This is a genomic window from Kitasatospora sp. NPDC058190 (genome assembly GCF_042883685.1).
Lineage (GTDB): Bacteria > Actinomycetota > Actinomycetes > Streptomycetales > Streptomycetaceae > Kitasatospora.
Genome location: NZ_JBHVVI010000016.1, coordinates 40,119 through 63,040 on the forward strand (window position 1 = coordinate 40,119; position 22,922 = coordinate 63,040).

A 22,922-nucleotide genomic window follows, 5' to 3' on the forward strand; every position below is an offset into this window, starting at 1 on the left:
CCATGCCCATCTGCCTGGCCTGGCTCACGGCGACGTGTGTCCGCCGGATCTTCCTTCCCAACCACGCCCGGGAGAACTCCCATGCGTCACCTCAACACGCCCTCCTTCGCCCTCACCCGACAGTCCCTCCGCGACGCGATGATCCGCTCCGGCTGGCACCCCTCCGCCACCTTCGACGCCGAACTCGCCCTCGGCGAACTCCTCGTGAACGCCTGGCGGCACGGCCGCACGCCCGCGCCGATCGTCCAGATCCTCTTCCTCCACAAGGTTCTCCGGGTCTCCGTCTCCGACGAGAGCCCGATGCTCCCCGAGTCGCAGCCCCTCGCCCTCCTCGCCGAGTCCGGCCGGGGCCTCCAGCTCGTCGCCGGCCTCACCAGCCGCTGGGGCGTCGACCCGCAGGAGCGCGGCAAGTCCGTCTGGTTCGAGTGCGACCTGGACGCCGCCTGATGAGCGTCCGCCGCCACCCCATGAAGCCGACCGATCCCCGGATCCGGGCCTTCACCGACGACCACATCCGCACGCTCCTCGCCGAAGTCCAGGAGCGCGGCAGGAAGTTCGGCCTCATCTGGCCCTCCGCGAGCACGGACAAGACCATCGACGGCCGGGTCCTCGTCCGCTTCAACACGGCTCCGGCCTCAACCCTCCTCAACCTCCTCACGCTGCTCCTCGACGCCGAGCGGGACACTCCGTGCGGTTCCTGATCGGGGCGGCCTTCGCCGTCCTCCTCGCCCTCGCGATCGCCACGGTCGCCCTGGGCGTCATCACCGCCCTCAGGGCGACCCCGCCCGACGAGGACGCCTGAGCGCGGACAGCCGAAGAGGGCCGTCACCGCCCCGGCGATCACGGCCCTCCTGTTTTCCCGCAGAGTCCCTGTTCAGCTCTTCTTCTCGAAGCCCGCCAGCAGGCCGCGCGGGTCGAAGGTCACCCGGATCCGGGCGATCTTCCCGTTCTCCACGTGCATCCAGTTCGCCGTCGGCGCCGGCGGCGCAACCGTGGTGCACAGCTCGAACCAGGTGATCACCTCGTCGCCATCGGCCACCCGCACCTTCACGTCGATCTTCTCCAGCACCTGCCCGAGGCCCTTCAGCCCGCCCAGCGCCTCCTCGATCCCCGACGCCGTGCCCAGCGCCCCGACGAAGTCCACGTCGTCGGCCAGCAGCCCCCGGACGGTGTCGAAGTCGCCCGCCTCCCAGGCGGTGAAGTAGGTCTCGGCCAGCTCGCGCGCAGTCTTCGTCGTCGTCATGCCTCCATCCTCCCGACCACCCATCCATCCGTCCAGCAGATGGATCGGATGCCAGCTATCATCACGAGTTATGGAGATGCACCAGCTGCGCTACTTCGCCGCCGTCGTCGACGAGGGCTCCTTCACGGCGGCCGCCAACCGCCTGCACGTCAGCCAGTCCGGCATCAGCACCCAAGTGGCCAAACTGGAGCGCGAGTTGGATCAGCAGCTGCTCGACCGCTCCGGACGGCGCGTCCAGCTCACCCCCGCCGGCGAGGCCGTCCTCCCGCTCGCCAAGAACGCCCTCGCCACCCTCGACGCCATCCAGCACACCGCCGCCGAGTTCGCCGACGCCGTGCGCGGCCGGGTCCGCCTCGGCATGATCACCGGCTGCTCCATCCCGCCGTTCCTGGACACCGTCGCCGACCTCGGCCGCACTCACCCCGGCATCGAGCTGAGCCTGCACGAGGGCCACTCCGAGCTGCTGCAATCGCAGGTCCTGTCCGGCGCCCTCGACCTGGCCCTGATCGGCTACGCGGGCGAGGTGTCCCCGGGCCTGGAGGCCACCGTCGTCATCGACGAGCCGCTCGCCGCCGTCGTCCCGGCGGGACACCCCCTCGACCGAGCCGAGTTGCAGCTGCAGGACCTGCGCGGCGAGAAGATCCTCTGCCTCTCCGCCGGCACCGGCATCCGCGCCGCCTACGAGCGCTCCTGCGCCCACCTCGGTCTCGACGCCCGCGTGGACATCGACGCCAGCTCCCCGGTGGCCCTGCTCCGCCTCGCCGAGCGCGGCGCCGGGGTCGCCGTCCTCAGCGCCTCCTCCGCCCAGGGCGCCGGCCTGCGGGCCGTCCCACTCACCGACGCCGCCACCTACGCCCGCCTCGGGCTCATCGCCCGCCGCGACCAGCAGTCCCCGGCCGTCCGCCTCCTGCGCGCCAGGCTGCGGAAGGCGTTGGCGGGTTCCTAGCACTTCGGCCGCCTGCCTCGCCGCCCGCGTTCGGACCAGCGCGGGCGGCGAGGCGGGCGGTCGCGTGGCAGGGTGGCGCATATGAGTGCGAATCCAGCCGTTCCGGCCTCCTCCAGTACGGCGGGCGCACTGCGGGATGTCGTCCGGCCGGTTCCGGGCGACGGCCACGGTGAGCCGCTGCGCGTGCTGGTGCTGTCGGGGTCCTATCGGGCGGGATCGTTCAACGGGCAGCTGGCCGGGCTGACCGCCAAGCTGCTGTCCGAGAACGGCGCTGCCGTCGATCTTGCCCACCTGCGGGACTTCGACATGCCGTCGTACGACGGGGACGTCGAGACCGTTCAGGGCCAGCCGCGCAACTCCGTCGTCCTGCGCGATCGCCTTCAGGCGGCGCAGGCGTTCGTGCTCGCCTCGCCGGAGTACAACGCATCGGTCCCCGGCGTGGTGAAGAACGCGATCGACTGGCTGTCGCGCTTCCGCCCGCAGCCGTTCAAGGACAAGCACGCTCTGCTGGTCTCGGCTTCTCCCTCCATGATGGGAGGAAACCGAGGACTGTGGGCGCTCCGCGTTCCGCTGGAACATCTCGGGGCCCGTGTCTATCCGGACATGTTCAGCCTGGCGAAGGCCCACCAGGCGTTCGGTGACAGCGGCGACCTGAACGACACCGAACTGCAGGATCGGCTCGGTGCCACCGTGAAGGCGTTTCTCGGTCTCGTCGAGGCGGCCACGAACTACCCGGCGCTGCAACGCTGCTGGTACGAGTTCCTCGGCGACCGGACCAGCGCCCAGGTCACCCAGCGCGCCGAGACGTAGCCTGCCCGCCCTTCCCGGCAGGAGGCCCTTCCCCCGTCAGCCCTTCCAGCGCGGATCGCGCCCGGAGGCGGCCAGCGCGCGGTCCCACGCCGAGGTGTCGTCCGGCACGGGAACGACCTCGGCGAAGCCCGCGTACTGCCGGTACAGCTCGGCGTTCTCCTCGACGATCTCGCCCACCAGCTCGGCGAGTTCCTCGTCGACCTCGATCTCCCCGCCGACCGCCCGTGCGACGTCCCAGCCGTGCAGCACCAGTTCCAGGATCAGCATCCGGGCGATCCCCACCGCCGGAACCGGCGATCCGCCGAGGTCGACGTCCCCCTCCCAGGCGGCCGGCTCGCCCCAGGCCGCGACGGCCCGCTCCAGCTGCGCCGCGTAGGCGGAGCGCCAGTCGGCGTCCACGGTGAAGTCCCGGGCGATCAGCTCCTCGGGCAGCTCGGCCCGCCGGGCCCGGTGCTCCAGGCCGTGCGAGGTGTAGAGCACCCAGTGGTTGATCAGCGCGCGCGTGTCGAACTCCCCGCAGGGCGTCGGCGCGTCCAGCCGCTGACCGGCCGGGACGGCGGCGGCGACACCGGCCGCGGCGGAGGCGGCGCGGGCCAGGAACGGGTGCATCGGGTGAGCGTTCATGCCCCGATCCTGCGCCGGGCCGCACCGCGAGGTCTTGAAGAAACGCGACGACTAGCCTGGCCGCCATGGACTCTCCCGATCTCGGCCGAGGCGTGCTCCACCCCGCCAAGGCCGCCGAGCTGATCAGCGTGGAGCGGCTCGCGCCCGCGCCCGCCGTGGCGCGCTTCGTGGAGTTCTACTGGCTGGTGCGCTGGGACCTGACCGGCCTGCCCCCGTACGAGCAGAAGGTGCTCGCCCACCCCAACGTCCACCTGGTCTTCGAGGCCCCGCGGGCCCGCGTGTACGGGGTGGACCGCTCGCTCTTCGTCCGCCGCCTGGAGGGTGCCGGGCACGTGCTGGGCGTGAAGTTCCGCCCGGGGGCCTTCCGGCCCTTCGCGGGGCACCCGGTGAGCGCCCTCGCCGACCGGTCCGTCCCGGCCGCCGAGTACTTCGGCGCCGAGGCGGACCGGTGCAACGCCCGGATCCTCGACGAGCCGAGCGCCGAGCGGGCCGACGCCTTCCTGCTGCCCCGCCTCCCCGCGCCCGACCCGGTCGCCGAGGAGGTCGCCGCCGTGGTGGACCGGATCACCGGCTCCCCGGACCTGTTCCGGGTGGACGATCTGGCCCGCGAGCTGGGCGTGACCGTCCGCAGCCTCCAGCGGCTGTTCGCCGAGTACGTCGGCGCCTCCCCGAAGTGGGTGCTGCGCCGCGCCCGGCTGCACGAGGCCGCCGAACGGGCGGCGGCGGAAGGAGAAGTGGACCTGGCGGCGCTGGCCGTGGAACTCGGCTACGCCGACCAGGCCCACCTCACCCGGGACTTCACCGCAGCGGTCGGCATCTCCCCGGCCCGCTACGCGAGTTCGCGCTGAATCAGGCGGTGGCCGCGGCCGCCTCGGCGGCGGCCCGGCCCCGGGCGCTGGAACGCTTGGCGTAGACCATGGTGAAGTACACCAGCCCGCCGAGCACCACGAACGGGAGGATGTTGTTGATCGCCACCACCGTGCCGTGCGACAGGGTGTAGACGAACACGATCCGCAGCGCGGCCTCCAGGATGAAGGCGATGCCCCACACGACGGTCAGGTTGCGCTGGACCCGCCGGAAGTTCTCGTACTGCCACATCGAGTTCCACCAGGCCACCATCTCGGGCGTGCCGTCCGTGGCGAACTTGCGCCCGAAGAAGAACATGATCGGCTTCGGCGCGGCCAGCGACACCAGGTAGAGCACGCCGAGCAGGCCGGAGACGAAGGAGTCCTTGGCCAGCAGCATCTTCGGGTCGGTCGGGCCGATCAGCGCGACGATCAGGCTCAGGGCGACGAAGACCAGCGAGACGATGGCGAACTCGTCGATCCGGCGGTGCCAGGCCAGGTAGATCGCGGTGTCGACCACCGGGCCGAGGCCGGAGAGCAGGATGGCGGTGGACTCGCTGTAGCCGTGGTCGTGCAGCTGGTTGTAGATCATGATCGGCGCGACCACGTTGAACGCGATGCTGATCAGCCAGCCGAGTGCGGCGGCCTTTCCCTTGCGGTCGGGAGCGGTCGGAGCTGCCGCAGTTGACATGGTGTTTCCCCCCGGTCGGATGTGACGATGGCGGCCCATTGTGGCGGAAGCACCGGTCGGCCGCACAACCCCCGTCAAGTCGACTTGTCGTCAGTGGACGGACTACGCCCCGGGGAAGCCGAGGAAGCGCTGCAGCTCGTCCAGCATGAAGTTGGCGCCCGTGTACCCGATCCCCTGGAACCACAGCTGGTCCTCCACCGGGAACGCCCGGTGCGCCTTCACCGCCCCCAGCGCCTGCCAGCCCGGGCTCGCCAGCGTCGCGTTTTTGCCCGCCCGCTCCGGATCGCCGTAGGTCGCGTACAGCAGCAGGTCGCCGTCGGCCTTGCCGATCTGGTCCGGCGGGATCTCGAAGTCCGACTGGTCGACGTTCTGCGGATCCGGCCGCCCGACCCCGGCTTCGGCGAGCACGCTCCCGGGGAAGCTCTGCCGCCCGAACAGCCGGATCCCGCCGCCCTCCGTGAACCGCACCAGGCTCACCTTGCGCCCCGACAGCTTCGCCGCCGCCAGCGCCTGGGCGACCTGCCCGGCGTGCTTCTGGTACGCGGAGGCGAAGGCCGCGGCCGCCGTCACCCGGCTCAACGCCTGGGCGTGCAGCTGGAAGTTCGCCTTCCACGGCGCCCCGGTGGTCTGGGTGAGCACGGTCGGGGCGAGCGCGCTCAGCTGCCCGTACCGGTCGCCGTCGCGGGTCTGGTTGGAGAGGATCAGGTCCGGCCGCAGGGCCCGCACGGCCGCGAGGTCCGGCGCGCCGGCCGGGCCGACCATCCGGATGCCCGCCGTACGGGAGACCGGCCAGTAGCCCGGGAAGCGGGTGTCGGCGGCCGGGAGCGCGGCGCCGATCGGGGTGATGCCGAGCGTCAGCGCGGAGTCGAGCACATCGGTGTCCAGCACGACCACCCGCAGAGGCTCGCCGGGCACCACCACCGGCCCGGTCGCGGCGTTCACCGTGACCGGCGGCGCCGGGTTGGGGGAGGGGGGCGCGTTCGTCCCGAGGTTGTCGGGGGTCGGCGGGGCCGACTGCCCGGACGTGCACGCCGCGAGCGCGGCCCCGCCGAGGCCGACGAGGAACGGACGGCGGGCGATCCGGGGCATCGGCGGGTCCTCCGGCGTAGGTGGTGCGGCAACGGGCGGGAGCGCGTCGATTATGTCTGAAATGATGCCTAAAGTGCCGTTAAGCGGCCACGAACGACGTCAGGAACCCACGCATGGCGTCAGGCGTCCGCCGCTTCCTCCGCCGCCACCCACGGAGCACCCGGAACGACCAGCGGCGTGCCCGTCACCGGATCCGGCACCACCACCGACTCCAGCCCGAACACCTCCCGCACCAGCTCCGCCGTCACCACCTCCCCGGGCGCGCCCTGCGCCACCACCCGGCCGTCCCGCATCGCCACCAGGTGGTCGGCGTACCGGGCGGCCTGGTTGAGGTCGTGCAGCACGGCGACGACCGTCCGGCCGCGCTCGACGTTCAGCCGGCGCACCAGGTCCAGCACCTCGACCTGGTGGGCGATGTCCAGGTAGGTGGTCGGCTCGTCGAGCAGCAGGATGTCCGTGCCCTGGGCGAGCGCCATCGCGATCCAGGCGCGCTGGCGCTGCCCGCCCGACAACTCGTCCATGCTGCGCTCGGCCAGCCCCGCCGTGGAGGTGCGCTCCAGCGCCTCCGCGACCGCCGCCTCGTCCTCCGCCGACCACTGCTGCCACCAGCTCTGGTGCGGCTGGCGGCCCCGGGAGACCAGGTCCGCCACCGAGATGCCCTCCGGGGCGGTCGGCGACTGCGGCAGCAGGCCGAGCCGCTGGGCGATCCGCTTGGTCGGGATCCGCGCCAGCTCCAGCCCGTCGAGCAGCACGGCGCCCCGGACGGGCCTCAGCAGCCGGCCGAGGGCGCGCAGCAGCGTCGACTTGCCGCAGGCGTTCGGGCCGACGATCACCGTCACCCGGCCGTCGGGGATGCGGACGTCGAGGCCCTCGACGACCGTGCGCGCCTCGTAGGCCAGGGTGAGGCCCCGGGCCTCCAGGCGGTGCGTCCTCGGGGTCATCAGGAACCTCCACGGCGGATGGGGGTACCCCCGAACGGAGTTTGGGGGAGGATGAGCAGCCACATCAGGTACGGCGCGCCGACCATGCCGGTCACCACGCCCACCGGCAGCTCGGTCGGGGCGAGCAGACGCCGGGCGATCAGGTCGGCGAGCACCACGACGAGCGCGCCGGTCAGCGCCGAGCAGAACAGCGGGATCTGCGCCGAACGGGCCAGCCGCAGCGCGATCTGCGGGGCCATCAGCGCGACGAAGTCCACCGGCCCGGCGGCGCCGGCCGCGCAGGAGGCCAGCACGATGCCCAGCAGTGCCATGCCCAGCCGGATCCGGTCCAGCCGCAGGCCGAGGCCGACGGCGGTGGCGTCGTCGAAGGAGATCGACCGCTGGGCGCGCGCCGCCCACAGCGCCACCGGCAGGGCCGCCAGCAGCACCCAGGCCAGCCGCCCGGCCTGGTCGTAGCCGGAGCCGTTCAGACTGCCGGTCATCCAGACCTTGGCGGCCTGTGCCTGGAAGCCGTCGCCCTTGGTGAGGAAGACCGAGGTGAGGGAGGACAGCGCCACGCTGATCCCGATGCCGATCAGCACGAAGCGCTGCGCGTGCAGCCCGCGCCGCCAGGCCAGCGCGTACACCAGCAGCCCGGCCGCCAGTCCGCCGGCGACCGCCGCGTACGGCGCCTGCCCGGTGGAGCCGACCACCCCGTACGCCATCAGCCCGACGACGGTCGCGGTCGCACCCCAGGTCACGCCCACCACATCGGGGCTGGCCAGCGGATTGCGGGCGACGGTCTGGACCAGCGCCCCGGCCAGCCCGAGCGCCGCCCCGACCAGCAGCCCGACCACCACCCGCGGCAGCCGGAACTCCCCGACCACCAGCTCGTCGGGGCTCGGCCGACCGAGCACCACCTTGACCACCTCGCCGGGCGAGACGGTCGACTCGCCGAGGCAGAGCGAGGCGACGGCGGTCGCGGCGAGGACGACGAGCAGCCCGACGGCGGCGGCCGCGGAGCGCCGGTGGAGGAGGAGGGACGCCCGCCCGGCCCGCACCACGGAGTACCCGCGCAGGGACACCGCACTCATGCGGCGACCACCTTCCTGCGCCGGACCAGTGCCACCAGCACCGGCACTCCGACCAGTGCCGTCATCACGCCGGCCGGGACCTCGGACGGCGGGAAGAGCACCCGGCCGAGGGTGTCGGCGAGCAGCAGCAGGGCGGGGCCGAGGACGGCGGAGAAGGCGAGGATCCAGCGGTGGTCGGCGCCGGCGACGGCGCGGGCGGCGTGCGGGACGGCGAGGCCGACGAAGGCGATCGGGCCGGCCGCGGCCACCGCGGAGCCGGTCAGGACGGTGGCACCGAGGGCGCCGACCACGCGGACCAGGCCGGTCTTGGAGCCCAAGCCCTTGGCGGTGTCCTCGCCGAGCGCCAGCGCGTCCAGGCCGCGGGCCACCGCGACCACCAGCAGGGTGCCGATCGCGAGGAACGGCAGCAGCTGCCAGGCGACGTCCGCCGTGCGCCCGGAGAGCGACCCGACGTGCCAGAAACGGAACTGGTCCATGGTGGCCGCGTCCGTGGTCAGCACCAGGGCGTTGAGCGAGGCGATGAAGGCGGACATCGCCGAGCCGGCCAGCGCCAGCTTGATCGGGGTCGCCCCGCCCCGGCCGCGCCCGGCGAGGCCGTAGACCAGCACGGTGGCGATCACCGCGCCGGCGAAGCCGAACCACACGTACCCGGTGAGGGTGGAGACGCCGAAGCCGGAGATGGCGACGACCACGCCCGCCGCCGCGCCCTGGGAGACGCCCAGGATGCCCGGGTCGGCGATCGGGTTGCGGGTCAGGCCCTGCATCACGGCCCCGGCCAGGCCGAGCGCTGCGCCGACGGAAAGCCCGACGACCGTCCGCGGCAGCCGCAGCTCCCGGATCACCACGGCGTCGGCGCCGTCGCCGCCGTGCAGCAGCGCGTGGACCGTCCCGGAGAACGGGATGGTGCGGCTGCCGACCGCCAGGCTCAGCAGCACCGCGAGGGCCAGCGCGGCCAGCGCGGCGGCGAGCCACAGTGCTCGGCGACGGGGTGCGCGCCGCGTTCCCGGTGGTGCGGTGGTGTGTGGTGCGGTGGTGTCGGTCATGAGCCCTCTCCGCAGACAACTCAGGTAAACCTAAGTTCCGTCCGGAAGCCGGGGCAAATCCCTTCGTCGCCCTCGGTGTCCGTTGGATAGCCTGGCGGCATGCCCGTGATCCCCACCGCCCCGCTCACCGTCGGTTTCGACCTCGACATGACGCTGCTGGACACCCGTCCGGGTATTCGCGCCACCTACGAGGCGCTCTCCGCCGAGACCGGTACGCACATCGACGCCGACCTGGTGGTCACCCGGCTCGGCCCGCCGCTGCTGAACGAGATCCGCAACTGGTTCCCGGAGGACGAGGCGGAGCGGGCCGCCGCCCGCTACCGCGAGCTGTACCGGGACCACGCCTTCGCCCCGACCGTGCCCCTCCCGGGCGCGCACGCCGCCGTCGAGGCGGTCCGCGCCCACGGCGGCCGGGTCGCGGTGATCACCGGCAAGTACGAGCCGAACGCCCACCTCCACCTGGAGCACGCCGGGATATCGGCGGACATCGTGATCGGCGACCTCTGGGCGGAGACCAAGGGCGAGGCGCTGCGCGAGCACGGCGCGAGCGTCTACGTCGGCGACCACCTCGGCGACATCCGGGGCGCCCGGCACGCGGAGGCGGTCGCGGTCGGCGTGGCCACCGGCCCGTACGGCGCGGACGAGCTGCGCGAGGCCGGGGCGGACGTGGTGCTCGCGGACCTCACCGGCTTCCCGGAGTGGCTCGACCGGCACCTCGGGGTGGGCAGGTCCTAGGCGGGCTGCCGGGGCTCCACCCGGCGGCGCTGGGCCCGGGCGTTCAGGAACAGCCCGGTCAGCGCGGACAGGAAGCCGGCCGGCATCAGCATGCTCAGCCAGTACATCGCCGTCGGCAGCGGCGTCAGGTGCAGGAACAGCGGGACGAAGGTGACCATGGTGGCGAGCGCACCGAGGGCGAAGACGACCGTCCCGGCCTTGACGTACACGTCGCCGGGGTCGGCGCTCTGGCTGCTCACGACTGCTCACTCCTCCGGGGCTGCGCTGGGTGCCCCCAGTCTGGCAGAGCGACCGCCGGGGCGGCCCACCGGAGCGGGGCGGTCACGTTGCGCAGTTTCCCGGCAGCTGAACGTTTTGATCCCTGCTGGGCGGGGGTATGCAGGGGGTGCCGAGGGGCGCTGCAGGTGCGTCCCGTGTCCTCAGACCCGGGGGTGTGAGCCGATGGACTGCGCTGAGAAGCGCCCCGGCCGTGCCAGTACCGGGTCGCCCGTGGCCGCGAGATCCCCGCGCTCCCGTCGCCCCGGGCGGGCCTCGGAACGCGCCTCCTTCGCGGAACGCTGATGAGGCAGTGACGGACCGTTAGTCTGCTCCCGACAACGCGCCGACCGTGAGCGCCCTTGGGCGTCGAGCCGAGGTCGGCCGTCCTTTTTCCCACACCACCCAGTGATCCCCGGCCAGGGCCGGGATCCCTCACACCCATTCGAGGACTGTTCGAGATGCCCACCGGCCAGGTCAAGTGGTTCAACGAGACGAAGGGTTTCGGCTTCCTGTCGCGCGACGACGGTGGCGACGTCTTCGTCCACACCAAGGCGCTGCCCGCCGGTGTCACCGTGCTGAAGCCGGGCCAGCGGGTCGAGTTCGGCGTGGTCGCCGGCCATCGCGGGGACCAGGCGATGGCCGTGCAGCTGCTGGAGGCGCTGCCGTCGGTGGCCGCCGCCCAGCGCAGGAGCGCCGACGACATGGCGCCGATCGTCCAGGACCTGATCACCACCCTGGACGCGGTGCTGCCCGGCCTCCAGCGCGGTCGCTACCCGGCCAAGCCCACCGGCCAGAAGCTGGCCGGCCTGCTGCGCGCGGTGGCCGACCAGTTCGACGTCTGAGGCACCCCGGCGCCCTCGCGTTCGGGTGCCCTGGAGTCCCTGGAGTCCGGGGCTACCCGAACGCGAGCGCACCCGGGTCGAGCGGGGGCACCAGCCCCTCCGCGGCGGCCCGGGTGAGCAGCGCGCGGACGGCCTCGTAGCCCTCCTCGCCGAGGTCGGCGGTGAACTCGTTCACGTACAGCCCGATGTGCTGGTCGGCGACCGCCGGGTCCATCTCCTGGGCGTGCGCCAGCACGTACTCCCGGCTGGCCGCCGGCTCCGCCCAGGCCTGGCGGACGGAGGCGCGGATCGTGTCGGCGAGGGCGCGCAGCCGCTCGGCGCCCAGCGAGCGCTTGGCGACGATCGCGCCGAGCGGGATCGGCAGGCCGGTCCGCTCCTCCCAGGCCTCGCCCATGTCGGCCAGGCTGTGCAGGCCGTACTGCTGGTAGGTGAAGCGGGCCTCGTGGATCACCAGGCCGGCGTCCACCCGGCCGTCCCGGACGGCGGGCATGATCTCGTGGAACGGCAGCACGACGATCTCGCCGAAGCCGCCCGGTACCGCCTCGGCCGCCCAGAGCCGGAACAGCAGGTAGGCGGTGGAGCGCTCGGACGGCACCGCCACCGTCTTCCCGGCGAGCTCCGCGGGGGAGCCCACGCCCGGCAGGGTGAGCACCAGCGGGCCGCAGCCGCGCCCGAGAGCGCCGCCGCAGGGCAGCAGGGCGTACTCCTCCAGGACCCAGGGCAGCGCGCCGTAGCTGATCTTCAGCACGTCCAGCTCGCCGCGCTCGGCCAGGCCGTTGGTGATGTCGATGTCGGCGAAGGTCACCTCGGGGGCGTCCGCCCCGGGCACCAGGCCGTGCGCCCAGGCGTGGAAGACGAAGGTGTCGTTCGGGCAGGGCGAGTACGCGATGCTCAGCCGTTCAGCCACGGCCGGCCTCCTCGATCAGTTCGGCGACGGGCAGCGCGGCGAAGGCCCGCTCCAGGGCCTCCAAGGCCTCGCCGATCCGCCAGGCGGCCCGGTCGCGCGGGCCCACCGGGTTGGACACGGTCCGCAGTTCGAAGGCCGGCACGCCGTACCAGGCGGCGGCCTCGGCCACGCCGAAGCCCTCCATCGCCTCGGCGGCGGCGCCCGGATGGCGGGCGGCCAGCTCGTCGGCCCGCCCGGCGCTGCCGGTCACGGTGGAGACGGTCAGCACCGGGCCGGCGACGACGTCGATGCCCTGCGCGCCCAGCGCCCGGGCGGCCAGCTCCACGGCGGCCGGGGCAGGGGTGTGCCGGGTGGTGCCGAAGCCCAGCTCGGTGACGTCGGCGAAGCCCTCGGGGGTCTCGGCACCGAGGTCGGCGGCCACGATCGCGTCGGCCACCACGGTGGCGCCGACCGGGGCGTGCGGGGCGAAACCGCCGGCGATCCCGGCCGACGCGACCAGCCCGTACGGACGGGCGGCCAGCGCGGCGGAGGCGCCCGCCGCAGCGGCGCCCGGGCCGACCCCGGCGGCCAGCACGTCCACCGGAGCACCGTGCGCCCGGTGCAGCACACCCCCCTGCAGCGGCAGGGCGGCGGCCCCGCCGGGCAGGCCGCGCAGGACGGCCTCGGCCTCGGCGGGCACCGCGACGACGACGAGCAGCCGGGCCCGTTCGGGGCCCGACTGCTCGGGGTGCGCGTCGGTGACGTGCGCGGTCATCGCAGGATCGTCAGCTGGTCTGGGTGTTCAGCTGGAAGTACCAGACGGCGATCGGGTTGTCCGAGTTCTTGTCGCCCTCGACCACGGTGACCACGGTCTTGCCGCTGGCGTTCAGCGCCTTGCTGGCCTGCTGGGTGCCGGAGAAGGTCGGGCCCTGGGCGTACGAGAACAGGCTGAAGCGGCCGCCCTGGCTGGTCGAGCCGCCGTTGGTGAAGGCCCACCAGCCGGACTTGGCCACGTTCGGGCTGACACCGACGCCGAGCTGGTCGCTCGCCGTCACATCGCGGGTCGGCAGGGTGCCGTCCTTCAGCGCCTGGGCGGCGTCGTCCTGGCACTTCTGCTGCATGTCCTCGGTGATCGGGCTGCCGCCGTTCCAGCACAGCGGGTCAGCGGTGATCGAGGAGTTGCCGACCGTCAGGGTGGCACGGTGGGAGTTGTGCTCGGTCTGGCCGGCGGCGATCGCGACGGAGGTGCCCACCGTGGCGGCGCCGACCACAACGACGGCGCCGATGGCGGCGATGGCACGGGCATTGAGGCTCATGCGTCAGAATCTACCGGGCCGGGCCGATCACGCTACGCGGGGGTCGGCCACCGCGTGTTGCCCCACCGCCGGGCAGGGCCTGTCCGACAGGCCCTAGGCCACCCGCGGCGCGGCCGGGTGCCGCCACCGGCCCAGCCGCAGCAGCGAGTGGACCGTCCACAGCAGCACCAGACCGACCACCGCGGCCGCGATCGACAGGCCCAGCACCCCGTTCAGCGGCAGCACGATGCCGACCCCGCCGCCCGCCACCCAGGACAACTGCATCAGGGTCTCCGAACGGGCGAACGCCGAGGTCCGCACCGCCTCCGGGACGTCCCGCTGGATCAGCGCGTCCAGCGCCAGCTTGCCCAGCGAGGCCGCCATCCCGGCCAGGCCCGCGACCAGAACCACCGTCACCACGCCGTACCAGAGCGCGGCCGCCGCCGTCACACAGGCCGCCACCAGCAGCATCGCGGTGACCGTCGCCTCCGGGCCCCGGGTGCGCAGCCAGGAGCCCAGCAGCGAGCCCAGCGCGTTGCCCGCCCCGGCCGCCAGCGCCACCAGGCCCAGGGCCACGGTCGGCCGCAGGCCGCCGATCGGGTCGGTGCGCAGCAGGAAGGCCAGGAAGAACACCAGGAAGCCGACCAGCCAGCGCATCGCCGCCATCGCCCGCAGCGCCAGCACCACCGAGGGGCCGACGGTGCGCAGCGAGGCCTTCACCTTCGGCGGCTTGTGGTGGATCAGGTGCGAGCCCTCGCCGTGCACCTCGGCGTGCAGGACGGCCCGCTGCTCGCCCTTCGCCGAGTCGACCTCGTGCGGCAGGTGGAAGGCCATCAGGGTGCCGATCACGAACACCAGGAAGGCACCGCGCAGCGGCCAGCCCGGCCCGATCAGGTGCAGCAGCCCGCCCACCGCGGCCGCCACGCCGGTGGCCAGCAGCCCGGCCAGGGTGACCCGGGAGTTCGCCTTCACCAGGGACAGCCGGCTCGGCAGCAGCCGGGGCACCACGACGCTGCGCACCACCCCGTACGCCTTGGACGCCACCAGCACGCCCAGCGCCTCCGGGTAGAGCGCGATGCCGCCGCCGGAGATCACCCCGGCCATCGTCCAGGCCAGTGCGGCCCGGGCCAGCATCGACATCGCCATGGCCGCCCGGCGGCCGTGCGGGATCCGGTCCAGCAGCGGCCCGATCACCGGAGCCAGCAGGGCGAACGGGGCCATGGTGATCAGCAGGTAGAGGGCGACCCGGCCGCGGGCCTGGCCGGTGGGGACGGAGAAGAAGATGGTGGAGGCCAGCGCGATGGTGATCAGCATGTCGCCGAAGGAGTTCAGCGCGTGCAGCTCGATCAGCTTGGCGAGGCCGGACTCGCCGGCGCCCTCGGCGGAGGTGGCCCGGCGGATCCGGCGGCCGGTGCCGTGCACCAGCTTGCCGGCGCGGATGCCGGCGGCGGAGGCGACGCGGACCAGGAAGTGGCGGCGGGGCTCGGGGAGCTCCCCGTCCAGGTCGTCGTCGAGGGTGGGGAGGTGACGGGTGGGGGCGTCGTCCAGGTCGTCCGGAATGTCGTGAGCGTCCTGCTTCTCCAGGCTGACCCGGGCGGCGGGCGCCTCGGCACCGTCCCCCGACCGCGGTTCACCCGCAGCGGGGACAGGAGGTCGGTGTCGCGGCACGGCGTCCGCCTCGCCGGGGCTGACGGCCGGCGAGGGGCGCAGTGCGTGCTGCGACGGGTTGTCGTCCGCCACAAGCCCATCCTGCCCCAGATTCGCCGTGGCGACGCGGGATTCCGGTCCGCTCGGCGCGGTCGCGGAACGCTCGGCTCCGCCCCGGACTGTGCCGGGGTGCCGACCGGCGGGTAGCCTGCCCAAGGTCCGCCCGCCGGGGCGCCGGGCGCCCTCAGGCCGGTCGAGCGGCGCGGTCGGTACCCGCGGCGGCCCCGGGTCGCGCAGAATGGACGAGGGACTACCGAGCCGCGACGGAACAGGCAACACGCCGTGGGCGACAGAAGAACTGGGAGAGAATCGACGCCGTGAGTGCTGCGATGCGAAGCCGTACCCCCGACCGGCTCTGTGCCGAGGCCGTCGAACTCGCTCGTCAGGCTGCCGAGGAGGCCGTCGGACCCGAGGCGGTCGGTCCGCACCTGGGCGTCCAGGCGGACGCCGACCGCGTCGTCACCCACAGCTTCGACTGCCTGGACGCGGCCTACCGCGGCTGGCACTGGGCGGTCACCGTGGCGCGGGCGCCGCGGGCCAAGAACGTCACCCTCGACGAGGTCGTGCTGCTGCCCGGCCCCGACGCCGTGCTGGCGCCGGAGTGGGTGCCGTGGAGCGAGCGGCTGCGCCCGGGCGACATGGGCCCCGGCGACCTGCTGCCCACCGGCGCCGACGACGCGCGGCTGGAGCCCGGCTGGAGCGGCGAGGACGAGCCCGCGCCGAACTCCGTGGTCGCCGCCCTCGCGGCGGAGGAGGACGTGGTCGTCACCGACCCGCACGTCCAGCCCGCCCCGGCCCGCGCCCAGATCAACGCCGTCGCCGAGGAGCTCGGCATGGGCCGCAGCCGGGTGCTCTCCCGGCTCGGGCTGCACCTGGCCGCCGACCGCTGGGAGAAGTCCCACGGCCCGCAGACCCCGATGGCCCAGGCGGCGCCCGCCGCGTGCGGCAGCTGCGGCTTCCTGATCCCGATCGGTGGCTCGCTCGGGCAGGCCTTCGGCGTGTGCGGCAACGAGTTCGGCCCGGCCGACGGGCAGATCGTCTCCTTCGCGTACGGCTGCGGCGGGCACTCCGAGGCGGCCGTCATCCCGGCCCCGCCGGCGCCGTCCGAGCTGATCCTGGACGAGCTGGTGGTCGAGCCGCTGCAGCTCCACCCGGACCGCGCCTCCGGCTCGGTCGAGCCGGACGCCCCGGCGGAGGAGCTCGGGCACTCCTGAGCCGGTACTGTCCTGGGCCCGGGCGCTCCTGAGCCCGCGTCGCTCGACGGCCCGTCCCACCGGACCGGTGGGACGGGCCGCGGCGTTCCCGGGCATCCCCCGTGTCGTGGGCGACCGGCCTCCTCCGTGCCCCCGGTCCCGGCCTGCCGCCCGAGGACGACCCCGGCTCACGGCCGTTGGCCTGCGGATCTTTCGGGTACGGGCGCAGTCGGGCCGGGCCGTGGTCGGGAGTAGTCGGTGGGGCAGGGAAGAATGCCCTTACGACGTACAGGGCGGCGGAAGGCGGCAGGTCCAGTGGAACCTCGGATCATCGGCAGCGGCACGGACGAGCACCTCGCGGACCCGTTCGGGAGCGCCGCGCTGCGGCGCCGGGTGCTGGACGCCTGGGCCGCCTCGCCGGCCCGGTTCCGGGAGGACGCCAACGCCGAGGAGGAGCTGGCGCTCGGCGGCTACCGCGACCGCCTGGTCGTCGAGTTGGCGCAGAACGCGGCCGACGCGGCGGTGCGGGCCGGGCGCGGCCCCGGGCGGCTGCGGCTGACCCTGGCCGACGGCGTGCTGGCCGCCGCCAACACCGGCGCCCCGCTGGACGCGGCCGCCGTCGAGTCGCTGTCCACCCTGCGCGCCTCCTCCAAGCGCGGTGAGGAGCCCGCCGTCGGCCGGTTCGGCGTCGGCTTCGCCGCCGTCCTCGCCGTCACCGACGAGCCCGCCGTGCTGGGCTCCGCGGGCGGGGTGCGCTGGTCGCTCGGCGAGGCCCGCGCGCTGGCCGAGGCGCAGCCCGCGCTGACCGACGAGCTGCGCCGCCGGGACGGCCACGTGCCACTGCTGCGGCTGCCGTTCGCGGCCGAGGGCCCGGCCCCCGAGGGCTACGACACCGTGGTGGTGCTGCCGCTGCGGGACGTCGCCGCCGAGGACCTGACCCGCCGGCTGCTGGCCGGCATCGACGACGCGCTGCTGCTCACCCTGCCCGGCCTGGCCGAGGTGGTGGTGGAGACCCCGGACGGCACCCGGACGCTCACCCGCAGCGCCGCCGAGCCGCGCCCGGACGGCGTCACCGAGGTCACCGTCACCGACGACGCGGGCGGGCTGCCGCGGCAGACGGTCTGGCAGACCGTCGGCGCCTCCGGCCGGCTGGACGCGGAGCTGCTCGCCGACCGGCCCACCGAGGAGCGCACCCGCCCGTACTGGACCGTGACCTGGGCCGTCCCGGTCGCCGAGGACGGCGCCCCGCAGCGGCCCGCGATCGAGCCGGTGCTGCACGCGCCCACCCCCAGCGACGAGCCGATCGGCCTGCCCGCGCTACTGATCGCCTCCTACCCGCTGGACTCCACCCGCCGGCACCTCGCCCCCGGCCCGCTCGCCGACTTCCTCACCGAGCGCGCCGCCGACAGCTACGCCGAGCTGCTGCGCGCCCGCGGCGCCGACCTGGGCTCGCTCGGCCTGGTGCCGGGCCCGCTCGGGCAGGGCGCGCTGGACAACGCGCTGCGCGCGGCCGTGCTGTCCCGGCTGCCCGGCACGCCGTTCCTGCCGCACCCCGGCGTCGTCGAGGAGGGCACGCCCGCGCTGCGGCCCCGGGACGCGACGCTGCTGGAGGGCGCGGACGGCTCGGTGGTCGAGGCGCTGGCGCCGATCTTCCCGGGGCTGCTGCCGGCCGGGCTGGAGCGCCGCACCGAGCTGCGGGTGCTGAACGTGCGCCGGGTGCCGCTGGCCGAGGTGGTCGACCAGCTCGGCGGCCTGGACCGCGACCCGGCCTGGTGGCGCAACCTGTACGCGGCGCTCGGCGCGGCCGACCCGGAGGCGCTCGGCGCGCTGCCCGTGCCGCTCGCGGACGGGCGGACCGTCACCGGGCCCCGGCGGGTGCTGCTGCCCTCCGAGGACGCCGACTGGGCGGCCTTCCCCGGCTACCCCGAGACGCTGGCCGGGGCGCTCGCCGCGCTGGACCTGCGGCTGGCCCACCCGGAGGCCGCCCACCCGCTGCTGGCCAAGCTCGGCGCCGGCACCGCCACGCCCGCCGGGGTGCTGGACACCCCCGAGGTGCGGGCCGCCGTCGCCCGCTCGTACGAGGTGGCCGAGGACGACCTGGACGCCGCGCTCGAACTGGCCGACGCCGTCCTGGCCCTGGTGAAGGCCGCCGCCCCGGCGCCCGGCGAGCACCCGTGGCTGGCCCGGCTGGCGCTGCTGGACGACGAGGGCGAGCCCGCCCGCGCGGGCGAACTCGTGCTGCCCGGCAGCCCGTTCGCCGCCCTCGCGCGCGAGGAGGACGCCGGCTGGGTGGACGACGAGGTGCTGGAGCGCTGGGGCCCCGAGGTGCTCACGGCCGTCGGAGTGCTGGCCGACTTCGTGCTGGTGCGCGCCGAGGACGTGGTGCTCGACCCGGACGACCTGGAGCGCCTCGACCCGACCGCGCCGGCCGACCGGGCGGCCGGCGGCCACCCCACCGGCCTGCTGGACGAGGCGCCGGACGGGCTCGCCGACTGGGCCGAGGACGCCCTGGAGGCACTGCACGCGGACGAGGTGGTCGGCGTGCCGCCGGTGGCCGCCGAGCTGCTGGCCGTGCGCGACCTCGACCTGGTGGACGACGACGCCTGGCCCGAGGCGTTGGCCGCGCTCGCCCGCCCGCCGTACCGGGACGCCGTGGTCAACCCGGTGCGCACCCTGCTGCCGGACGGCTCCTACGCCGACCTGCCGCCGTACACCGCCTGGTGGCTGCGTGACCACCCGGTGCTGGCCGGCCGCGAGCCCGCCGGGCTGCGCGCCGCCGGGGCCGACCCGCTGCTGCGCGGCCTGTACGACGAGGCGCGCACCACCCTGGACGAGCAGTTCCTGCACGCGCTCGGGGTGCGCACCACGCTGGCCGCGCTGCTCGCCGAGAGCCACGGCCCGGACGAGGTGCTGGACCGGCTCACCGACCCGGACGCCGAGGTCGGGCACCGCCAACTGCACGGCATCCACAGTGCGTTGGCCCGGGTCGAGCGTGGGCGGATCGAACCGCTGGACGTGGTGCGGGCGCTGCCGCCGCTGGACCCGGACACCGGGCGCCGCCCGGACCACACAGTGGTGGTGGACGCCACCGAGGCGGTCGTCGCCGACGCCCCCGACCTGGTCCAGCTCCTGCACCCGTACCCGCTGCTGCCGGTCGCCCCGGCGCTCGCCGCGGACCTCGCCGAGCGGCTGCACGTGTCGCTGGCCAGCGAGGTGGCCGGCGGCCGGGTGCTCTCCGAGGGCGTGCTGCACCGGGTGCCGGCCGTGGTGCGGGAGCTGCTGCCCGGCTGCCCGGTCGCCTACGAGGAGCACGAGGAGCTCCTGGTGGTCGGCCCGGACGGCGGCGAGGCCGCGGTGGACTGGCGTTGGGACCGGGAGGCGGACGCCCCGGAGCCGCCGTACGACCCGGAGCTGGCCGAAGCCGCCGACGAGGACGACGAGTTCGAGATCCCGCCGGTGCCCGGACTGCTGCACGCGGCCACCCCGGAGGGCCTGGCGGCCGGGCTCGCCTGGTCGGTCGGGCAGTGGCACCGGCGCTTCGAGGTGCTGGCCGCGCTCAGCGAGCCGGACCGGGCGTACGAGCTGTCCGCGGCCCGCGACTTCGAGGGCTGAGTTTCAGCCGTTGCGCGGCTTGAGCCGCAGGTAGACGGTGGTGGTGACGGTCAGCCAGACCGCGCCGAGCGTCACCATCGCCGCTGCCTTCAGTGCGGGCGTGGGCCTGACCGCCAGGCCGACGCCCGCCATCGCCAGCGCCGTCAGCCCGGCCGCCAGCAGTCCGCCCAGGAAGGCGATGAACGCCTCCAATTCCCCACCCCTGCGCGCCATTCGGCACCCCCTTTCAGGGAGATGCTAAGCGCAGGGGGCGGTCATTCCAGGCCGCGACGCTTCATCCAGTGCCAGGCGGACTCCAGCGCCACGCCGCAGATCAGCGCGATGCCGACGCCCGTCCACGGGTCGCGCCCGCCGACCAGGGAGAGCTCGAAGAAGTCGGACAGCGCCGGGACCAGCAGGACCAGGGCGAACGCGCTGCCCATGGTGGCGATCAGCAGCAGCCGCCACCAGTTGTACGGGCGGGCGACGATGGCGAGCACCCAGATGGCGATCAGGAAGAGCGTCAGGGTGGCCACGCTGGTGTCGCCCTTGAGGTCGGTCGCGTGGTCGGAGCGGGCCAGCGCGTAGGCGACGAAGGTGCCGGTGCCGGCGATGACGCCACCGGGGATCGCCAGCCGCAGGACGCGCTTCACGAAGCCGGTGCGGGCCCGCTCGTTGTTGGGGGCCAGGGCCAGGAAGAAGGCCGGCACGCCGATGGTGAGGGTGGACAGCACGGTGGAGTGCCGGGGCAGGAACGGGTACGGCGAGTGGGTGAAGATCACCAGGAGCGCCAGCAGCACCGAGTAGACCGTCTTCACCAGGAACAGCCCGGCGACCCGCTCGATGTTGCCGATCACCCGGCGACCCTCGGCGACCACCGAGGGCATGGTCGCGAAGGAGTCGTTGAGCAGCACGATCTGGGCGACCGCCTTGGTGGCGTCCGAGCCGGTGCCCATCGCCACGCCGATGTCGGCGTCCTTGAGCGCGAGCACGTCGTTGACGCCGTCGCCGGTCATCGCCACGGTGTGGCCGCGGGACTGCAGCGCCCCGACCAGCCGGCGCTTCTGCTGCGGGGTGACCCGGCCGAAGACGCTGGTCCGGTCGGCCGTCTCGGCGAGTTGCTCGGGGTCCTCCGGCAGGGTGCGGGCGTCCAGCGGGCGGTCCGCGCCGGGCAGGCCGAGGTGGCCGGCCACCGCGCCGACCGAGACCGCCGCGTCCCCGGAGATCACCTTGGCCCGGACGTTCTGGCTCTCGAAGTAGCGCAGGGTGTCGGCGGCGTCCGCGCGCAGCCGCTGCTGGAGCACCACCAGGGCGAGCGGGGTGAGGTCGGCCGCCGGGTCGGGGGAGTCCAGCGGGATGGGCGTACGGCCGAGCAGCAGCACGCGCAGGCCCTGGGCGCCCAGCTCGTCCACCTCGGTGAGCGCCGGGTGACCGGCGGGCAGCAGCACGTCGGGGGCGCCGAGCAGCCAGCTGGCCTCGCCGCCCTGCGGCTCCAGCAGCTGGACGCCGCTCCACTTGCGGGCGGAGGAGAACGGCATCGCCTCGATCACCCGCCAGCCGTTGCCGCCCGGGCCCCCGCCGTCGCCCCGCCCGTACGCGTCGATCACGGCCTGCATCGACGGGTTGGGGCGGGCGTCGGCGCCGGCCATCACGGCGAGCGCGTGCTTGATGGTGTCCGGCTCGACCGGGGCGGGCTCGCCGTTGGAGATCACCCGCAGGTCGATCACGTCCATGCCGCCCTCGGTGAGGGTGCCGGTCTTGTCCAGGCAGACGGTGTCCACCCGGGCCAGGCCCTCGATCGCCGGGAGCTCCTGGACCAGGCACTGCTTGCGGCCGAGCCGGATCACGCCGATCGCGAAGGCCACCGAGGTCAGCAGCACCAGGCCCTCGGGGACCATCGGCACGATGCCGGCCACCATCCGGCGGACGGCCTCGCGCCAGTCCCGGCCCTCGACGGCCAGCTGGCTGACGATCAGGCCGAGCGCGGTGGGGATCAGCAGGTAGGTGATGAACCGCAGGATGCTGTTGATGCCGCTGCGCAGCTCCGACTTCACCAGGGTGAACTTGCTGGCCTCCTCGGCCAGCTGGGCCGCGTAGGCCTCGCGGCCGACCTTGGTGGCGGTGAAGGCGCCCGCGCCGGCCACCACGAAGCTGCCGGACATCACCTGGTCGCCGGGCTGTTTGAGGACCGGGTCGGGTTCGCCGGTGAGCAGCGACTCGTCGATCTCCAGGCCGTCCGCCTCGGTGACGTCGCCGTCCACGATCACCTTGTCGCCGATGCCGAGCAGCACGGTGTCGTCGAGGACGATGCCGGAGACGGCGACCTGCTGGACGGTGCCGTCCCGGCGGACCTGGGGGCGGGCCTCGCCGATCAGCGCGAGGCTGTCCAGGGTCTTCTTGGCGCGCAGTTCCTGGAAGATGCCGATCGCCGTGTTGGCCACGATGACCAGGCCGAACAGGCCGTCCTGGATCGGCCCGACGATCAGGATGATCCCGAACATGATGCCGATGATCGCGTTGAACCGGGTGAAGACGTTGGCCCGGACGATCTCCTTGGCGGACCGGCTGGACCGCACCGGGACGTCGTTGACCTGGCCGCTCGCGACGCGTTCGGCCACCTCGGCGGTGGTCAGTCCGCCGCGCCGCCCGGGCAGCAGCCCGAGGGGGTGCGCGCCGTCGGGGCGGTCTCCGTCGGCCGGCTGCTCTTCCGGGGGTTGGGCAGGCTGCGTCATGGCACCGACTCTACGGGTGCCTTATGTCCGATGCGTGCTACTAAAGGACTATTAGTCCGACTGGGCGGCCGGACCCGTGCCGTCGCCGGTGCCGTTGCCCGTGCTGTTGCCGTCGGCCTCGCGCAGGGCGGCCTCGGCGGCGCGGCTGCGGGCGATCGCGTCCCGCCGGGCGCGGCAGTACCAGAGGCCGATCAGGCCGAGCAGGCCGCCGGAGAGGCAGATCCAGGGCCAGCTGCCGTGCTTGTGGTCGGAGAGGGTGCCCTGGAAGGGGAGCAGGACGAGGAAGGCGACGAACCACAGCACCGTGCCGCCGCCGACGATGGCGACGTCGTTGGCCTCCAGCGGAGGGGGCGAGGGGTGCAGCGGCGTCTTGGGCAT

The 22,922-nt window shown here is 74.2% G+C and carries 24 protein-coding genes; 9 read left to right on the plus strand and 15 right to left on the minus strand.

The window, feature by feature from the left end; all coding sequences use genetic code 11:
- The first annotated feature begins 81 nt into the window (after positions 1-81).
- The gene (locus tag ACFVWU_RS10230) at positions 82-447 is read left to right on the plus strand and encodes an ATP-binding protein (RefSeq protein ID WP_387617742.1); all 366 of its coding nucleotides are present in this window, start codon (positions 82-84) and stop codon (positions 445-447) included.
- Positions 447-701, plus strand: coding sequence for a hypothetical protein (locus tag ACFVWU_RS10235; RefSeq protein ID WP_387617744.1), 255 nt, complete (start codon positions 447-449; stop codon positions 699-701). The genes ACFVWU_RS10230 and ACFVWU_RS10235 overlap by 1 nt, the downstream gene beginning before the upstream one ends.
- Positions 702-874: 173 nt before the next feature.
- Here ACFVWU_RS10235 and ACFVWU_RS10240 read toward each other — a convergent pair whose 3' ends face one another.
- A complete protein-coding gene (locus ACFVWU_RS10240; protein ID WP_387617746.1) occupies positions 875-1,243 on the minus strand; it encodes a nuclear transport factor 2 family protein in 369 nt (122 codons plus the stop codon).
- 70 nt (positions 1,244-1,313) lie between these two features.
- Here ACFVWU_RS10240 and ACFVWU_RS10245 point away from each other — a divergent pair, with 70 nt between their 5' ends.
- Positions 1,314-2,189, plus strand: coding sequence for a LysR family transcriptional regulator (locus ACFVWU_RS10245; protein WP_387617748.1), 876 nt, complete (start codon positions 1,314-1,316; stop codon positions 2,187-2,189).
- A gap of 81 nt (positions 2,190-2,270) precedes the next feature.
- Positions 2,271-2,999, plus strand: a complete 729-nt coding sequence (locus ACFVWU_RS10250) for an NADPH-dependent FMN reductase (protein ID WP_387617873.1) — start codon at positions 2,271-2,273, stop codon at positions 2,997-2,999.
- A 36-nt stretch (positions 3,000-3,035) separates the two neighbouring features.
- Here ACFVWU_RS10250 and ACFVWU_RS10255 read toward each other — a convergent pair whose 3' ends face one another.
- Positions 3,036-3,623 carry a TIGR03086 family metal-binding protein gene (locus ACFVWU_RS10255; RefSeq protein WP_387617750.1) on the minus strand — a complete coding sequence of 196 codons (588 nt, stop codon included), beginning with the start codon at positions 3,621-3,623 and terminating at the stop codon, positions 3,036-3,038.
- 65 nt (positions 3,624-3,688) lie between these two features.
- On the opposite strand from ACFVWU_RS10255, the gene ACFVWU_RS10260 reads away from it, so the two are divergent.
- Positions 3,689-4,471 (plus strand): DUF6597 domain-containing transcriptional factor, encoded by a 783-nt coding sequence (locus tag ACFVWU_RS10260; protein WP_387617752.1) that lies wholly within the window; start codon positions 3,689-3,691, stop codon positions 4,469-4,471.
- Position 4,472: 1 nt separating this feature from the next.
- Here the strand turns inward: ACFVWU_RS10260 and ACFVWU_RS10265 are convergent, their stop codons facing one another.
- From ACFVWU_RS10265 to ACFVWU_RS10285, 5 genes are all read right to left on the minus strand, one after another.
- Positions 4,473-5,159, minus strand: a complete 687-nt coding sequence (locus ACFVWU_RS10265; protein ID WP_387617754.1) for a VC0807 family protein — start codon at positions 5,157-5,159, stop codon at positions 4,473-4,475.
- Between the two features lie 102 nt (positions 5,160-5,261).
- Positions 5,262-6,248 carry an ABC transporter substrate-binding protein gene (locus ACFVWU_RS10270; protein WP_387617756.1) on the minus strand — a complete coding sequence of 329 codons (987 nt, stop codon included), beginning with the start codon at positions 6,246-6,248 and terminating at the stop codon, positions 5,262-5,264.
- A gap of 119 nt (positions 6,249-6,367) precedes the next feature.
- Positions 6,368-7,189, minus strand: coding sequence for an ABC transporter ATP-binding protein (locus ACFVWU_RS10275; RefSeq protein WP_387617758.1), 822 nt, complete (start codon positions 7,187-7,189; stop codon positions 6,368-6,370).
- Entirely contained in the window at positions 7,189-8,262 is a 1,074-nt protein-coding gene (locus tag ACFVWU_RS10280) for a FecCD family ABC transporter permease (RefSeq protein ID WP_387617760.1), read from the minus strand. The genes ACFVWU_RS10275 and ACFVWU_RS10280 overlap by 1 nt, the downstream gene beginning before the upstream one ends.
- Positions 8,259-9,305 carry a FecCD family ABC transporter permease gene (locus tag ACFVWU_RS10285; RefSeq protein ID WP_387617762.1) on the minus strand — a complete coding sequence of 349 codons (1,047 nt, stop codon included), beginning with the start codon at positions 9,303-9,305 and terminating at the stop codon, positions 8,259-8,261. Before ACFVWU_RS10285 ends, ACFVWU_RS10280 begins: the two co-directional genes overlap by 4 nt.
- 99 nt (positions 9,306-9,404) lie before the next feature.
- Here ACFVWU_RS10285 and ACFVWU_RS10290 point away from each other — a divergent pair, with 99 nt between their 5' ends.
- Complete coding sequence (locus ACFVWU_RS10290) at positions 9,405-10,040, plus strand: HAD family hydrolase (RefSeq protein ID WP_387617764.1); 636 nt, start codon at positions 9,405-9,407, stop codon at positions 10,038-10,040.
- Here ACFVWU_RS10290 and ACFVWU_RS10295 read toward each other — a convergent pair.
- A complete protein-coding gene (locus ACFVWU_RS10295; protein ID WP_387617766.1) occupies positions 10,037-10,279 on the minus strand; it encodes a hypothetical protein in 243 nt (80 codons plus the stop codon). The genes ACFVWU_RS10290 and ACFVWU_RS10295 overlap by 4 nt on opposite strands.
- A gap of 477 nt (positions 10,280-10,756) precedes the next feature.
- On the opposite strand from ACFVWU_RS10295, the gene ACFVWU_RS10300 reads away from it, so the two are divergent.
- Positions 10,757-11,140 carry a cold-shock protein gene (locus ACFVWU_RS10300; protein WP_270144901.1) on the plus strand — a complete coding sequence of 128 codons (384 nt, stop codon included), beginning with the start codon at positions 10,757-10,759 and terminating at the stop codon, positions 11,138-11,140.
- Positions 11,141-11,192: 52 nt separating this feature from the next.
- Here the strand turns inward: ACFVWU_RS10300 and ACFVWU_RS10305 are convergent, their stop codons facing one another.
- The 4 genes from ACFVWU_RS10305 to ACFVWU_RS10320 all read right to left on the minus strand — a co-directional run bounded on the left by ACFVWU_RS10305 (position 11,193) and on the right by ACFVWU_RS10320 (position 14,788).
- Complete coding sequence (locus tag ACFVWU_RS10305) at positions 11,193-12,047, minus strand: 1,4-dihydroxy-6-naphthoate synthase (protein ID WP_380611163.1); 855 nt, start codon at positions 12,045-12,047, stop codon at positions 11,193-11,195.
- The gene (locus tag ACFVWU_RS10310; RefSeq protein ID WP_387617769.1) at positions 12,040-12,801 is read right to left on the minus strand and encodes a futalosine hydrolase; all 762 of its coding nucleotides are present in this window, start codon (positions 12,799-12,801) and stop codon (positions 12,040-12,042) included. The genes ACFVWU_RS10305 and ACFVWU_RS10310 overlap by 8 nt, the downstream gene beginning before the upstream one ends.
- Positions 12,802-12,811: 10 nt before the next feature.
- Entirely contained in the window at positions 12,812-13,342 is a 531-nt protein-coding gene (locus ACFVWU_RS10315) for a hypothetical protein (protein ID WP_387617771.1), read from the minus strand.
- A gap of 93 nt (positions 13,343-13,435) precedes the next feature.
- Complete coding sequence (locus ACFVWU_RS10320) at positions 13,436-14,788, minus strand: MFS transporter (RefSeq protein WP_387617875.1); 1,353 nt, start codon at positions 14,786-14,788, stop codon at positions 13,436-13,438.
- Positions 14,789-15,357: 569 nt separating this feature from the next.
- Here ACFVWU_RS10320 and ACFVWU_RS10325 point away from each other — a divergent pair.
- Positions 15,358-16,242, plus strand: coding sequence for a DUF3027 domain-containing protein (locus ACFVWU_RS10325; RefSeq protein WP_387617877.1), 885 nt, complete (start codon positions 15,358-15,360; stop codon positions 16,240-16,242).
- 294 nt (positions 16,243-16,536) lie between these two features.
- The gene (locus tag ACFVWU_RS10330) at positions 16,537-19,833 is read left to right on the plus strand and encodes a sacsin N-terminal ATP-binding-like domain-containing protein (protein ID WP_387617773.1); all 3,297 of its coding nucleotides are present in this window, start codon (positions 16,537-16,539) and stop codon (positions 19,831-19,833) included.
- A 3-nt stretch (positions 19,834-19,836) separates the two neighbouring features.
- Here the strand turns inward: ACFVWU_RS10330 and ACFVWU_RS10335 are convergent, their stop codons facing one another.
- The 3 genes from ACFVWU_RS10335 to ACFVWU_RS10345 are packed head-to-tail and all read right to left on the minus strand — an operon-like array spanning position 19,837 to position 22,922.
- Positions 19,837-20,046, minus strand: coding sequence for a hypothetical protein (locus ACFVWU_RS10335; RefSeq protein ID WP_387617775.1), 210 nt, complete (start codon positions 20,044-20,046; stop codon positions 19,837-19,839).
- Between the two features lie 41 nt (positions 20,047-20,087).
- Entirely contained in the window at positions 20,088-22,544 is a 2,457-nt protein-coding gene (locus tag ACFVWU_RS10340; RefSeq protein WP_387617777.1) for an HAD-IC family P-type ATPase, read from the minus strand.
- 51 nt (positions 22,545-22,595) lie between these two features.
- Entirely contained in the window at positions 22,596-22,922 is a 327-nt protein-coding gene (locus ACFVWU_RS10345) for a DUF2530 domain-containing protein (protein ID WP_387617779.1), read from the minus strand.